At 43.4% G+C, this 13,663-nt stretch carries 14 protein-coding genes and 1 tRNA gene; 7 read left to right on the top strand and 8 right to left on the bottom strand.

The window, feature by feature from the left end; translation table 11 throughout:
* Window positions 1–449: 449 nt before the first annotated feature.
* Complete coding sequence (locus KYS23_RS07275; RefSeq protein ID WP_159530408.1) at window positions 450–1,031, bottom strand: hypothetical protein; 582 nt, start codon at window positions 1,029–1,031, stop codon at window positions 450–452.
* Window positions 1,032–1,221: 190 nt separating this feature from the next.
* On the opposite strand from KYS23_RS07275, the gene KYS23_RS07270 reads away from it, so the two are divergent.
* Complete coding sequence (locus KYS23_RS07270) at window positions 1,222–2,391, top strand: serine hydrolase domain-containing protein (RefSeq protein ID WP_246604325.1); 1,170 nt, start codon at window positions 1,222–1,224, stop codon at window positions 2,389–2,391.
* 110 nt (window positions 2,392–2,501) lie between these two features.
* On the opposite strand, the gene KYS23_RS07265 is transcribed toward KYS23_RS07270, so the two are convergent.
* Window positions 2,502–2,593 (bottom strand) — tRNA-Ser (locus tag KYS23_RS07265).
* 237 nt (window positions 2,594–2,830) lie between these two features.
* On the opposite strand from KYS23_RS07265, the gene KYS23_RS07260 reads away from it, so the two are divergent.
* From KYS23_RS07260 to KYS23_RS07235, 6 genes are all read left to right on the top strand, one after another.
* Entirely contained in the window at window positions 2,831–3,496 is a 666-nt protein-coding gene (locus KYS23_RS07260) for a Bax inhibitor-1/YccA family protein (RefSeq protein ID WP_159530410.1), read from the top strand.
* A 126-nt stretch (window positions 3,497–3,622) separates the two neighbouring features.
* Complete coding sequence (gene tusD / locus KYS23_RS07255; protein WP_218398030.1) at window positions 3,623–4,012, top strand: sulfurtransferase complex subunit TusD; 390 nt, start codon at window positions 3,623–3,625, stop codon at window positions 4,010–4,012.
* Complete coding sequence (locus KYS23_RS07250) at window positions 4,012–4,374, top strand: DsrE family protein (protein ID WP_159530414.1); 363 nt, start codon at window positions 4,012–4,014, stop codon at window positions 4,372–4,374. Before tusD ends, KYS23_RS07250 begins: the two co-directional genes overlap by 1 nt.
* Window positions 4,374–4,751, top strand: coding sequence for a DsrH/TusB family sulfur relay protein (locus tag KYS23_RS07245; protein WP_218398032.1), 378 nt, complete (start codon window positions 4,374–4,376; stop codon window positions 4,749–4,751). The genes KYS23_RS07250 and KYS23_RS07245 overlap by 1 nt, the downstream gene beginning before the upstream one ends.
* Window positions 4,752–4,910: 159 nt before the next feature.
* A complete protein-coding gene (locus tag KYS23_RS07240) occupies window positions 4,911–5,258 on the top strand; it encodes a TusE/DsrC/DsvC family sulfur relay protein (RefSeq protein ID WP_159530418.1) in 348 nt (115 codons plus the stop codon).
* A gap of 59 nt (window positions 5,259–5,317) precedes the next feature.
* Window positions 5,318–6,136: an HAD family hydrolase gene (locus KYS23_RS07235; protein WP_159530420.1), complete on the top strand. Its 819-nt coding sequence runs from the start codon at window positions 5,318–5,320 to the stop codon at window positions 6,134–6,136.
* A 195-nt stretch (window positions 6,137–6,331) separates the two neighbouring features.
* Here KYS23_RS07235 and serS read toward each other — a convergent pair whose 3' ends face one another.
* The 6 genes from serS to lrp form a co-directional block, all read right to left on the bottom strand.
* Complete coding sequence (gene serS / locus KYS23_RS07230) at window positions 6,332–7,624, bottom strand: serine--tRNA ligase (protein ID WP_218418309.1); 1,293 nt, start codon at window positions 7,622–7,624, stop codon at window positions 6,332–6,334.
* A 10-nt stretch (window positions 7,625–7,634) separates the two neighbouring features.
* Window positions 7,635–8,018, bottom strand: coding sequence for a fluoride efflux transporter CrcB (crcB, locus tag KYS23_RS07225; RefSeq protein ID WP_159530424.1), 384 nt, complete (start codon window positions 8,016–8,018; stop codon window positions 7,635–7,637).
* Between the two features lie 5 nt (window positions 8,019–8,023).
* Window positions 8,024–9,358, bottom strand: a complete 1,335-nt coding sequence (locus KYS23_RS07220; RefSeq protein WP_218418308.1) for a replication-associated recombination protein A — start codon at window positions 9,356–9,358, stop codon at window positions 8,024–8,026.
* A 10-nt stretch (window positions 9,359–9,368) separates the two neighbouring features.
* On the bottom strand, window positions 9,369–10,124 hold the full coding sequence (gene lolA / locus KYS23_RS07215) for an outer membrane lipoprotein periplasmic chaperone LolA (RefSeq protein ID WP_126873201.1): 756 nt from the start codon (window positions 10,122–10,124) through the stop codon (window positions 9,369–9,371).
* A 5-nt stretch (window positions 10,125–10,129) separates the two neighbouring features.
* Complete coding sequence (locus KYS23_RS20910) at window positions 10,130–12,823, bottom strand: DNA translocase FtsK (protein ID WP_218418307.1); 2,694 nt, start codon at window positions 12,821–12,823, stop codon at window positions 10,130–10,132.
* A gap of 240 nt (window positions 12,824–13,063) precedes the next feature.
* Window positions 13,064–13,549 carry a leucine-responsive transcriptional regulator Lrp gene (lrp, locus tag KYS23_RS07205; protein ID WP_013784161.1) on the bottom strand — a complete coding sequence of 162 codons (486 nt, stop codon included), beginning with the start codon at window positions 13,547–13,549 and terminating at the stop codon, window positions 13,064–13,066.
* Between the last annotated feature and the right edge of the window lie 114 nt (window positions 13,550–13,663).

Below are 13,663 nucleotides of genomic sequence, written 5' to 3'. Positions count from 1 at the left end.
TCGATTATCCAAATAGACAATTCACTATACGCCCCTACTCCGGTATAAGATTTTAAACGCACTATAACTCAGCGGGTCTTGACCTTAGAAAGTTGCGAGGAGGCAACCTTATAGTTCGTTGCGTGTGTCCAAAGCGTCGAGGGCAAATTGCTGCTTTATAAGCTGGTGATGTTGTGAGTTCAAATAATAACAAGCGTACAGACTCAATTTCAGAGGAGGATTGGCTTTTAATGGCAAGCGCGCCTAGTGACTTTGTATTATGTTTTACAAACGGCATGTGTAAAAATTTTCCAAAGGAAGAGATAAAAGGATACTCGTTGCCGTAATTAATTGCTCACAACCGCGACCATACCGAGAATCTACAACTATTTTTTAGATCAAAAAAAGCCCAACTTCGCTTTTATTGCGAAGTCGGGCTTCAGTATATTAATTTGGGCGTAATTACTTGATTAGAATTCGTATCTTATACTCATGTTTACGATTTCTTGGTCAGAGTACTTCGTATATTCAATGCCCCCTACCCCCCCCAAAAGGTCGTATAGAGCACCAAACCTATATGCTTTTTGGTCGGCGTCACCATCCCAATTTTGTACTTCGAAACCACCAAAGATCTCTAAGTTTTCGGTTAATTGGTAGCGAACGTTTGTAGCGGCACTAAAAAAGTCTGTTTCAGCGCTTGCAGAATCATTATTACGGGTGCCCGTCATATCAAAATTACCCAAGCCCAGTCTGTAATCAAGTGTCAGTTTGGGTGAAAAATTATGGATGTATCCCCCCGAGAACTGCCGTTGCACTACATCAAGCTTGAACCCATCATGAGAATCTGAAGAATCGGTATGCTTGTATTCAACAAAAAAGCCATACCCCAGCTCACCACTTACTCTGAGTTCATATCCATTTAGATTAAATGATTCAAGATCGGCTATTTCAGTTTTTACAAAGCCAGCCTGCAGGAAACTATAAGAAGGTTGAGCCGCATGTGCGAAACCGCAAAACGATAAGCACAAGGTAGGGAGAATAAGTTTATACATGTTTGTCCTTTATAAGTTTATCTAAACGACCTAAAGGCTAGCAACTCGATGGTGAATTGAAGGTGAAGGCACTATCGACAAAAAAACCAAGTCAAACTTTATTATCCATATTCGTTCACCCTTATTTCACTTTGCATATCTTAGTATTCGCTTACTACGAAACGGTACATTACTTATGAGGATATAAAATATGACAGGCAGAAAAATGTTACAAAAAACGTTGATCGCAAGTGTTGTGTGTTTAGGTTTAGCTGCTTGCGGATCAAGTAGCAATTCAACTGCGCCAATTATCCCAAGCCCACAACCTGCGCCAAACGTTGATTATCAGGAAATGCTACAAGCGGCAGTAAATTCTGGTGTGCCCGGGGTAGTAATGGCAATTGAAAGCCCCGAAATAGACTTTATTGGGGCAGCTGGGGTTGCCGATATTGACACTCAAGCACCTATGCAAACGTATCATCAAATGCCAACAGGCAGTTCAGGCAAAAAAGCCACGGCCTTATTAGTTGCTATGCTGCACGAAGAAGGCATGCTGGATATGGACGATCCAATATCAACATGGTTGCCCACGACTATTTTGTCTCGTATTGAAAATAGCGAGAGCATGACCCTCCGTCAGTTGTTAAACCACACTGCTGGTGTTTGGGATTACTTAGGTGACGGTAGTTCTGACGAATGGTTTGAAGCTATTATTGATGATCCGACATCAGTGAAAACTGATATTTTTGCTTTGCAGTTTGCACTTGATCAGCCCGCATACTTTGCGCCTGGCGAGGCCTTTAACTATTCCAATACTGGCTATTTATTAGCAGGTCTAATTCTTGATGAGGTACTAGGCGAGCATCACCATACCGCCATGCGCGAGCGTTTATTTATAGGTTTGGGAATGAACAATACTTATTATAATGGCCTTGAAAAGGACATGGGCAGCATTATTTCTGGGTACGCAGAATTTGATGATGAAATTGAAAACACGAAGTTCATTTACGAAAACATCGGTGTTGCCGATGCGCCATTAGTGTCTACAGTAGAAGATATGTCACTTTTATTGCGTGCCATCGTGAGTGAAAACTCAAACCTAGATTCCGCAATAACTGAACACTTATTTGCCAGTAACCGTCTTGTTCAGGTTAACAGTGAAACGCAATACGGCTTGGGGATATTTTATCAAAACATAAATGGTAAAGACGTATATCACCATGGTGGCGGCGACCCCGGTTATATTACTGAAAACTATTATGTGGCAGACAGCGATCTCACGTTAACCGTATTTTTTAACTGCAGTGGCTATGAAGATTGCCAAGCTCCGGCGGCAAACTTTATGAATAGTGTACTTGTAACTATTTTCGAGGTTAACTAGAAAGGCTAGCTAGCCTTTTCGTCGAAAGCGGGGGCTCCTCCCCGCGTTATCACATCAGTCTTTCTTTTAACCATAAAAAAACCCGCAACAGTGTGCGGGTTTCTAGAACTTGGCGGAGAGGGAGGGATTCGAACCCCCGGAAGGTTTGACCCTTCGCCTGATTTCAAGTCAGGTGCATTAAACCGAGCTCTGCCACCTCTCCAAGTGCTGCGTATCTTAATGATATTTTTATGACTGTAAAGTAAAAATTAAAAAAAATAAGTTAAGTGATGGCATTTCAAACAATTAGTGCGCTAATTGCGCGGTTGACACGTAATTCATACTTACTAACACTATTTTCATTTGAAACTACTTGAAAATGGGAACTAAAACCCATACAACATACACTAATAGTTAGTTTACCATTTTGGTTAAAGACAAAGTCCTTTTGGAGGAAACAATGGATCAACGTTCGATGTATTCAAGTGCATCTCAACCATCAGTGTTGCAAACGAACAAGGTTTTGCGCAACACCTATATGCTGCTTGCGATGACACTAGCGTTTAGTGCGGTTTGTGCCGGTGTTGCCATGGCTGTAGGTATTTCTCCTATGATGTCACTAGGCATGACCATTGGTGCATTCGTCACTTTATTTGTTGTACAAAAGAAAGCTGAATCAGCTTCAGGTATTTATTGGGTATTTTTGTTCACCGGTTTAATGGGTGCTTCATTAGGTTACACGCTTAACTTTTATTTAGGTGTAGCAGGCCCAGGCTTAATCATGGAAGCGTTAGGTGCTACAGCGTTAGTATTCTTCGCTCTTTCTGGTTATGCACTTACTACCAAAAAAGATTTCTCGTTTATGGGCGGTTTCTTGGTTGTAGGTTTAGTTGTTGTGATTGTAGCGGCGATTGCGAATATGTTTTTCGCAGTACCTGCGGTAAGCTTGGCCATTAGCGCAGCTATCGTATTTATTATGTCTGGTTTCATCTTGTTTGATACAAGCCGTATCATCAACGGTGGCGAGACAAACTACATCCGCGCAACGGTTTCTTTATACTTGAACATTTATAACTTGTTCACGTCTATGCTTCACCTTCTAGGTGCATTTGGCGGCGACGACTAAGTTCAACGTAAGCGTTTAAATAAACACCCCGTTACTGGGGTGTTTTTGTTTCTACGGCGCAGTTTTTATTACTAGAATAAACCTTAGATTTATCACTAAATTAATCACCAACCATATTGTAGAGTCATGGCACACTATTCAATTTTAATAACAAGTTCTCCTTATGAAGGTCAACATGCACAGCGTGCGGTTTCCTTTATCAATAGTGCTATTGCACAGGGGCATACTGTTAATAACGTCTTCTTCTATGGCCAAGGTGTGCATCATGCTAATGGCTTCATGGTAGAAGTAGGTGATGAGTTTTATCCACTGGCCGCGTGGAAAGCGCTTAAAAACGATCATGACATTACGCTGCTCCTTTGTATTACTGCCGCTGTTAAACGCGGCGTATTAGGCGAGCAGGAAGCTGCTAGCGCCGGGGTATCAGGTGCTAATGTGGCAGAGGGTTTTGAACAGGCTGGTTTAGGTGAATTTTTTACCGCGCTTCACGACTGCGATAAGGTGGTACAATTTTAATGGCTACTTTACTGATTCGATTTACGCAACCCCCTTATCAATCTAGCACCAGCCAAGATGGGCTAGACTTTGCACTCGCTGCCACCAACTATGGCCATGAGATCATTGTGCTGTTCGAACAACAAGGTGTATTGCAGCTAACTAAAACTGAATCTGTTCGCGGAACAAAAAACCACAGTAAACGGTTAGGCTCCCTGCCCTTTTTCGATATTGAAGAATGTTACGTTTGCGAAGAAAGTTTAAGGCAGTCGCCTCTAGCTAACCAAAAACATGAGTTAATAGCGCAACTAGATGCTTCACTGTTATCAATTGATGAAAAGCTAGCACTGTGCGCGCGTGTAGACCATGTGGTGACCTTCTAATGCTCTTTATTGTAAAATCTTACCCGCTAAATGCTGTAGCGATTAAAACACTTCAGCAGGCGCTTAAAAGTGCTGATTCTGCCAACGCCCTTGTGCTAATAGACGACGGTGTGTATTACGCCCAACATTCTGATGACGGTTTGTTTTGCGGATTTGCGAATTTAGTTTCAGCGAGCTTAGGCTTAGCGAACACAATAAATGCCCGTGAAGATTTGCGCAGGGAGACAACAAGTATGTTCGCCTTACAAGAAGATATGGCGCTACGTGGGGTAAGTCGTTGGGTAAATGAAGGTGATAATAAAGTATCTGTCACGCCGATATCGTCCGATGAGTTAGTAACCCTTACAGATACTTTTTATCCTGTGGTGTACTTATAAGTTACTTCTTAAGGTCGTTGTTCAAGCACTTAACTTAAATAAGGCGTTTAAACCTTTATCATTCATATTTGTACCTTTAAGCATCCACGTCTTTGCGCAGCAGTAAAACCTAACACTGACACGTACAATGCCCAATGCGTCAATTACAGAGCGTTATTAATGACCCAAGAACAGTTTCATTTTGAATTTAACGGCACAGCCATCCCTACTGACAAAGCAGGTTATCTGCTTGATCATACCTTGTGGAGTGAAGATATGGTGCCAACCCTAGCAGAAAACGAAAACATTACACTCAGTGAGCCTCATTGGGAAGTTATTCGCTTTGTACGTCACTTTTATGAAGAGTTTGAAACTAGCCCTGCTATCCGTGCGCTAGTGAAAGCGATGGCAGCTAAATATGGGCCAGAAAAAGGTAATAGCCGTTATTTACAACGTTTGTTCCCTAAAGGGCCAGCCAAGCAAGCTACCAAACTTGCTGGGTTACCTAAGCCTGCAAAGTGCTTGTAAAACCAGTTTAAGCTAGCGCAAACGATTAGGCACTCATTAAGGTTAAAGAGGAGCAACACATGGATCTTATTTTCTTCGATTTAGACGGGACGCTGTTAAATAGCGAATCACAAATTTCAAGCTATACCCGTGAGACCTTAGCTCTGCTGAAACAGAACGGTATTGCATATACAGTAGCGACGGGCAGAACCATGCTATCCGCTAACAGCATTATTGCAGAAGATAACTTTCTGCTGCCCCATATTTATAATAACGGTGTGGCTATATGGGACCCAACAGCCAATGCATTAACCCTCGAAAACCTAGTCAATACTAATGAGCTTGAATTCATTATTCATCTTGCGCATCAAAATGATATCACCCCTTTTGTTAACGTTATTGATGGCACATCTCATGTTGTTTATCACCCCACGGCAAAACACCCAATAGAACAAAATTTACTAGACAAATATTTTAAAAAGACAAACGCAATACTTCGCCCGATAAGCCAACTTTCCCTTTCCGCTAAAATAACCAACATCAGTATGATTGGCGACAATACAACAGTTAGGAATATGTGGAAAACCATTAACGACGTTGAAAACCTTATTGCGTATTCAGGGCCCGCAATAGAGGGAAATTCTTTTAGTTGGATGGATATTCACCACCGAGCAGCAAGTAAAGGTAGTGCGGTCATGAATTTGAAACAACAACTGGGTGCTACCAATGTTATTTGTTTTGGCGACAGCGACAACGATTTAAGCATGTTTGAATTGGCTAATGAATGTTACGCCCCCGACAACGCTAAGACTGTTATCAAAAACGCAGCCAGTGAAGTGATTGGACATCATAATGAAGACGGTGTAGCGCGCTTTCTCAGGCAGCGATTTTCACTTTAATTAACAAGTACTACACGGTAATACCAATGTACGAAGCCATTTGCCTTTAGCTATTTATATCCCACATACAAATAAGCTCGCAGATAGAACATCTACGAGCTTATAATAGTCATTAAATATGAAATGTAGGTGTCGGCTCTAGACCTTAAAGGCTATGCCTCAAAGTGCATGCCTCAAAGCGCATGCCTTAAAGGCTTACGCTTTTATCACTTCTACACCATTCATATAAGGAACAAGGGCTTTAGGTACCGTTACACTTCCGTCAGCTTGTTGGTAGTTTTCTAAAATAGCTACCAACGTGCGGCCAACCGCTAAACCAGAACCATTCAATGTATGAAGCAACTCAGGCTTGTTTGTTTCTGGGTTTCTGAAGCGGGCTTGCATACGTCTGGCCTGAAAATCTACCATGTTTGAACATGATGAAATTTCACGATACGTATTTTGCGCTGGCAACCATACTTCTAAATCGTAGGTTTTACATGCGCCGAAGCCCATGTCACCAGTACAAAGCAACACTTTACGGTATGGCAATTCAAGCTTCTGTAAAATAGTTTCTGCGTGCTGAGTAAGTTCCTCTAATGCATCGAAACTATCTTCAGGCTTCACTAGCTGTACAAGCTCAACTTTGTCGAACTGATGCTGACGAATCAAACCACGGGTATCACGGCCATACGAGCCTGCTTCTGAACGAAAACAAGGGGTATGCGCAGTCATTTTAATCGGTAGCGATTTCTCGTCTAGAATTTCATCACGGGCAATATTCGTCAACGGCACTTCTGCCGTTGGAATAAGTGAAAGCCCTTGGCCTTCTTCTGTTGCTGGCTGCGTATGAAATAAGTCTTCACCAAATTTAGGTAATTGCCCTGTTCCATACAGGCTGTCAGCGTTTACCAAAAACGGCACGTACATTTCATCGTAACCATGTTCGGTGGTGTGAACATCCAACATGAACTGGGCAATGGCACGGTTTAAGCGAGCCATATCACGGCGCATCACTACGAAGCGGCTGCCTGTCAATTTAGTCGCCGTAGCGAAATCTAAGCTGTTATTTAGCCCTTCACCAATATCAACGTGATCTTTCACGTCAAAATCGAAAGCGCGTGGCTCGCCCCAACGTGAAATCTCCACGTTGTCGTCTTCGTCTTTACCTTCAGGTACCGACTCATGCGGTAAGTTAGGAATGCCTTGGGTAAAGGCCGTGATTTCATCAAGCAATACCGTTAACTCAGCTTTAGCCGCATCTAAGTCATCGCCTAATTTGCCCACTTCTGTCAACAAAGGCGCAATATCTTCGCCTTGTGACTTTGCTTTACCAATGGACTTACTTCGAACATTACGTTCGTTCTGCAGATCCTGTGTTTTGGACTGAAGTGTTTTTCTTTTTTCTTCTAGCGAGTTAAATGTTGCTACATCGAGGTTATAACCACGGGCAGCCAAACGCTTGGCAGTTTCTTCTATATCGCCTCGTAAACACTTTGGATCTAACATGTGTTCCTACTTATCCTTTCATGAGTTCAATAGCTAGCCAACCTGCTAATAAGCAAGCGCCAACGTTAAGAAATATGTTAGCAATGGCTTTTAACCACAGCTCGTTTTCTAATAATGTGAGCGTTTCCACAGAGAATGTTGAAAATGTAGTAAACGCGCCCAACAACCCTACCCCAATTAATGCACGAAAGGGAGAGTCGGTTAATTCGTTGCGCTCAATAAAGCCGTATAGCGTAACTAAAGCAAATGAGCCTACAACGTTCACCGCTAGTGTACCAAAGGGCATACTTTTTCCAAACCAAGAATCTATGGTTGTGGTGCAAAAATAACGCAAGCAAGCCCCAAATGCCCCGCCCGCTGCAATATAGCAGTATAAAATAACGCCTTGAGGCACAATATTCACCGTTTATGATTATTACGCGCATGTTGCGCGTGTTCGTTAAGCTTATCTAAATAGTCACGTTTTGCTTTAAGCGCTTTTTCTAAACCGCGCTCGTTAGGTTCGTATAAACGAGTACCTGCTATGCTATCGGGCAAGTAAACCTCTCCTGCTGCAAAAGCATTAGGTTCGTTATGCGCATACCGGTAGCCATCACCATGACCTAAGTCTTTCATTAATTCGGTGGGTGCATTACGTAAATGCATGGGCACAGGCGCATCAGAGGTTTTTCTTGCTAATGCTTTCGCTTGGCTAAATGCCATATAAACGGCATTACTCTTTGCCGCTAAGGCACAATAAACAGCAGCTTGCGCTATTGCACGTTCACCTTCAGCAGGCCCTACGCGATGAAAGGTATCCCAGGCGTTTATGCTTAACTGCATGGCTCTAGGGTCGGCATTGCCTATATCTTCCGAAGCAATGGCCAGTAATCGTCTAGCGACATACAGCGCGTCGCCACCACCGTCTAATATACGTGCGTACCAATATAACGCAGCATCAGGGTCTGAACCCCGTACCGACTTATGAAACGCCGATATTAAGTCATAAAATGTATCACCTTTATTGTCGTAGCTGGCAATTTTTTCGCCTACGGCTTGTTCAATATCGGCAATAGAAATAACACTGTTCTCGGTAAAGTCGGCTGCTAGCTCTAAATACGTTAGTAACCTTCGACCATCGCCGCCGCACAACCCTAATAAGGCGTTACTGGCACCTTCCTCAATGCTTAATTGGCGTGAACCTAGCCCTTTCTCTTCATCAGTTAACGCGCGTTGCATTAATTCAGCAAGCGCCTCTTGTTCTAACGCTTTAAGTACGTAAACCCGCACACGAGAAAGCAATGCATTGTTTAATTCAAATGAGGGATTTTCAGTGGTGGCACCAATGAAAGTGACGGTGCCAGATTCTACAAAGGGTAAAAACGCATCTTGCTGGCTTTTGTTGAACCTATGTACTTCGTCCACAAACAGCAAGGTACGTTGGTTATAGCGAGAGTTTTCTTTTGCGGTATCCATTGCAGCACGAATATCTTTAACACCAGAAGTCACCGCTGAAATGCGAATAACCGAAGCATTGGTATAGGTGGCAATAAGCTCGGCTAACGTCGTTTTACCCGTACCTGGCGGGCCCCATAAAATCATAGAATGGCAATGGCCTGCTTCTAACATTTTACGTAATGGTTTGTTGGTGCCTAGTAAGTGCGACTGGCCGGCATACTCATCTATAGTCACCGGCCGCATTTTAGCTGCTAATGGCGCAAAAGGTTCAAGCGGTTCTTTGTTATCGTTAATCATCTATTCTTTGCTATCGCTGATCATCAATAATATAGCTTTGCGGCACGTCTACAGAGAATAGGTTATCTTTAGCAGTATCAATAGCAAAATCTAAGTCTTGGTTGCTAAACACTAACGCACTGGTTTGGTCTTGTGCATCAAGCATATCTAGCGTCGACAGAATACCGTCGCTGTTGAACCCTAATGTCAGTGACTTTATTTGGCCATCTGTCGATTTAGGCACAATTTGGTATTGCTCTAACGTTGAACTGGCCTTCGCGTCATCAAGCTTACTGATCACAAAGCTATTCCAAGTTTCATCGTCGTTAGCCGTTAATAAAACAATAGGATTGTCTTTAATCGCTTGGTCTTGCGAAATAATAGTCACCTGCTCAACGAAGGTATCGATATTCCAAACCGCTTCACCATCGGCAATCAGCAAGGTTTCATCAGGAAAGGTGGTTTCCCAGCGAAGTTTATTGGGGCGCATCATGGTTAGGGTACCTTGGGCTTCATGCACAATATTACCTTGGGCATCCGTTACCGTTTGGTTAAAAGCAGCTTGGTATTGCTGTAATCCATGTAAGCGTTTTTTTAAAAGTACATTTGCATCATCGGCTTTTGAAATTTGTTCAGCACTGTGAGAGGTAAATTCAGGCTTTGTTGCAGATTCAACCACCACTGCGGCCTCACCACTGATATCATTAATTGCCTCTACCGGCATTGCAGATAAGCTTAACGGCGCCGTTAGCGCCATTGCCATCATAATAGGTACTACTTTGTTCATTCTTTTTAATCCTTAGGCGCTGGCGGAGCTAATACTTCGCGGTTACCGTTGTGACCCTGTGCACTTACGACGCCACTAGATTCCATTTGTTCCACTAATCGTGCGGCGCGATTGTAACCAATTCTGAATTTGCGTTGCACACTAGAAACACTTGCCCTTCTTGTTTCGGTAACAAAGGCGACGGCTTCATCATAAAATGCATCAAATTCTTGATCTTCACCTTCGGCTTGTTCACCGGGTAAAAGTACCTCGGCGGACGCTTCACCATTTAATATTTCATCAATATATTTAGGCGCACCTCGACGCTTCCAATCTGCCACAACAGCATGAACTTCATGGTCGTCTACAAACGCGCCGTGCACACGTGTAGGTACTGGGCTACCTGGTGGCAAGTACAACATATCACCCATACCTAGCAGTGCTTCAGCACCTTGCTGGTCTAAAATAGTTCGTGAATCAATTTTACTGGAAACTTGGAATGCAATACGCGTTGGAATATTCGCTTTAATCAGGCCGGTAATAACATCTACCGAAGGTCGCTGCGTAGCCAAAACTAAATGAATACCAGCTGCTCGGGCTTTTTGCGCAATACGAGCAATAAGCTCTTCCACCTTTTTACCTACAATCATCATCATGTCGGCGAATTCATCTACCACAACCACAATAGCTGGCAGCTTTTCTAAATCAGGCGCATGGGGCTCCATGCTTTCTTCACTCTTCCACAACGGATCTTGAATAGGCGTACCAGCAGCAATCGCTTCTTCCACTTTTGCGTTGTAGCCTTTTAGGTTTCTTACCCCTAAGGCACTCATCAAGCGATAACGACGCTCCATCTCGCCTACACACCAACGAAGGGCGTTGGCCGCTTCTTTCATGTCGGTTACCACTTCGGCAAGCAGATGCGGAATGCCTTCATATACCGATAGCTCAAGCATTTTCGGGTCTATCATGATCATACGTACATCTTCTGGCGTGCTCTTATAAAGCAAGCTTAAGATCATAACGTTAACCCCAACCGATTTACCTGACCCCGTTGTACCTGCCACCAACAAATGAGGCATTTTAGCCAAATCTACTATCACAGGCTTACCGGAAATATCTGCACCTAACACCATGGTAAGCGGTGAACTATTGCGCTGGAATGCATCGCCGCCAATCACTTCACTTAAACGCACCATTTCACGTTTTTTGTTTGGAAGCTCTAAGCCTATAACAGATTTACCTGGAATAACTTCTACTACACGCACCGATATGGCCGACATGGCGCGTGCTAAATCTTTAGATAGCCCCGTAATTTTGCTTACCTTCACCCCAGGCGCTAAATCTAGCTCGAAACGCGTAATAACAGGACCGGGATAAACGCCAACTACATTGGCTTCAATATTAAAGTCAGCCAGTTTCTCTTCAACCAGCCTTGAAATACCGTCTATCTCTTCCTGAGTGAGAGGATTTTCGTGTTTATCTGCACGCTCAAGCAAGTCGAACGAAGGCATAGCCGTAATAGGTTCGCTCCCCTCCCCTTCATGACGAGTAATGGATTTTGCTCCCATCGCCACTGGTGTAAAGGGTTGATGTACTGGCTTAGGCGCTGGCTGTGGTGCTGGTGCTGATTCGGGAGCAGGCGCAGGCTGCGCGTCTAATGGCTCTGCATTAACAGGCTCAGCAGTGTGTTGTGCCTCAGTCGCTTGCGCTTCATCTAACGTATCGGTTTGCGATATATCGAAGGTTGGCTCAATCATTTCATCAGACTGCGACTGAGTATCTTGGCGATTAACTGCAGCTTCGTCATTACTAGAAGGCTTGGCTTCTTTCACTTTATTGCGCACTGCTTCACGCATACCAGATAAAGAAAAACTCGACTTAGGTTTGCTTTCACTATCAGTATTATCAGGCGTGTGGCGCTGTGTTTCAAAAGGCGGAACATCGTCATCATCAAACACATCATCAGGAACACCAAATGAAGGTTCACTTCGCTCTGCCTGAGGTGGCGGCGTATAGACAGGTTCAGGTGTTTCTGCGGGCTCGGCACGCATGCTGGTTATGTCTAATTCATCATTTTCAGACTTTGCACTACGAGAAGGAAGCGCAAGCCTTGGCATATCGAGCGCAAGTGCCTGTTGGGGTAAAGAGACACATTTGCGCCCAAACCAAAGCGTCATTTCACCAAGTCTGTCTACAATACTTAACCAGCTAATACCCGTGAGTAAAGTAAAGCCGGTACAGAAAAAACACAAAAGCAATAAAATAGTGCCTGCGGTATTAAAGTACGGCACAAGGGCTGAACTAATAACATCGCCAACAAAGCCGCCGGCAGAAAAGTTGTATATGTCGTCAAAATTTATACTGGCAATTCCCGTGGCACCCAGTGCCATCAATAAACCACCAATAATTCGTAAACCAATTGTGAGGTAATCGAACTCTTCCAAGGCTTTTATGTGCTGGAATAAGAACCAACCTAAAAAGGCGGCACCAAAAGGCAGTAGGTAAGCTAAAAAGCCAAAAGAGAAAAGTAATAAATCGGCACTCCACGCGCCGGTAGACCCTACCCAGTTATGTACGTCTAATTGCAAGCCGGCTTGGCTCCAGCCAGGGTCACCCGGATGAAAAGATACTAATGCCAGCAATAAGAAAAAGGCGAAGACACAGGCTATTATCATGCCGGCTTCCCAAATTCGCTGAATCCCTGTTAATTGCGTCATAACCCTAAGTCACTTATTAAACTAAATTGATGTTTCGATGTTGTGATAATTCTATCGATAAAGAAGAATACAAATGCAGTGCCAATATTATCGTAATGTTTTCAATAAGTAATTTATTAATAAGGTGTATTACAAATCGGTTTACGTACACCCACTATTGCGAGTCAAATTTACACTAACAATAACCACTGTGTTTTTGCACAGCCTATCACAAATGCCCATAATTGAGCCATGCTTTCATTACTTCAAATTAATCCGAAGTGATGTTGTACTTTTCACTTCTTCCATGACTACATAGGTTCGTGACTCACTCACACCTGGAAGGCGCAGTAAGGTGTCGCCCAATAATCTACGGTAACTCGACATGTCTGCAACCCGTGCTTTTAGCAAGAAATCAAAATCCCCAGAGACAAGATGGCATTCTTGAATATCGTCATGGAGCCTAACTGCCGCAGAAAATTCTGCGAAGATATCTACTGACGTCTTCGTTAACGTTATTTCTACAAAAACGAGCATGGCCGCACCCAGCTTTTCTGGATCAACCACGGCATGGTAGCCTTTTATATAGCCTTGGCTCTCTAACCGCTTAACTCGCTCTAAACAAGGACTAGGGCTCAAGCCCACGTCTTTCGCCAATTCCACGTTTGATATTCGCCCGTTTTTTTGTAGCGAAATCAGTATATTCCTGTCTATTCGGTCAAGGTGTTTTGGAGTTTTTACCAGCATATTTTATTCCGACTTAATCACGCTATGCCAGATTATATGCTGCAACTGATATTTTTTCAGCACATAGTTCGTTTTTATCTCACGTATACTGAATCAAATAATAATCGGCAAGTG

Source organism: Alteromonas lipotrueae, assembly GCF_019249255.1.
Lineage (GTDB): Bacteria > Pseudomonadota > Gammaproteobacteria > Enterobacterales > Alteromonadaceae > Alteromonas > Alteromonas lipotrueae.
Note: the sequence above shows the minus strand (reverse complement) of the source record. Positions and strands in the feature narration are given on the sequence as shown.

What these genes read in the sequence shown, in the direction of transcription:
- KYS23_RS07275 (WP_159530408.1), bottom strand. Translation starts at nt 1,031, where the DNA reads ATGTATAAACTTATTCTCCCTACCTTGTGCTTATCGTTTTGCGGTTTC.
- KYS23_RS07270 (WP_246604325.1), top strand. Translation starts at nt 1,222, where the DNA reads ATGACAGGCAGAAAAATGTTACAAAAAACGTTGATCGCAAGTGTTGTG.
- KYS23_RS07260 (WP_159530410.1), top strand. Translation starts at nt 2,831, where the DNA reads ATGGATCAACGTTCGATGTATTCAAGTGCATCTCAACCATCAGTGTTG.
- tusD (WP_218398030.1), top strand. Translation starts at nt 3,623, where the DNA reads ATGGCACACTATTCAATTTTAATAACAAGTTCTCCTTATGAAGGTCAA.
- KYS23_RS07250 (WP_159530414.1), top strand. Translation starts at nt 4,012, where the DNA reads ATGGCTACTTTACTGATTCGATTTACGCAACCCCCTTATCAATCTAGC.
- KYS23_RS07245 (WP_218398032.1), top strand. Translation starts at nt 4,374, where the DNA reads ATGCTCTTTATTGTAAAATCTTACCCGCTAAATGCTGTAGCGATTAAA.
- KYS23_RS07240 (WP_159530418.1), top strand. Translation starts at nt 4,911, where the DNA reads ATGACCCAAGAACAGTTTCATTTTGAATTTAACGGCACAGCCATCCCT.
- KYS23_RS07235 (WP_159530420.1), top strand. Translation starts at nt 5,318, where the DNA reads ATGGATCTTATTTTCTTCGATTTAGACGGGACGCTGTTAAATAGCGAA.
- serS (WP_218418309.1), bottom strand. Translation starts at nt 7,624, where the DNA reads ATGTTAGATCCAAAGTGTTTACGAGGCGATATAGAAGAAACTGCCAAG.
- KYS23_RS07220 (WP_218418308.1), bottom strand. Translation starts at nt 9,358, where the DNA reads ATGATTAACGATAACAAAGAACCGCTTGAACCTTTTGCGCCATTAGCA.
- lolA (WP_126873201.1), bottom strand. Translation starts at nt 10,124, where the DNA reads ATGAACAAAGTAGTACCTATTATGATGGCAATGGCGCTAACGGCGCCG.
- KYS23_RS20910 (WP_218418307.1), bottom strand. Translation starts at nt 12,823, where the DNA reads ATGACGCAATTAACAGGGATTCAGCGAATTTGGGAAGCCGGCATGATA.
- lrp (WP_013784161.1), bottom strand. Translation starts at nt 13,549, where the DNA reads ATGCTGGTAAAAACTCCAAAACACCTTGACCGAATAGACAGGAATATA.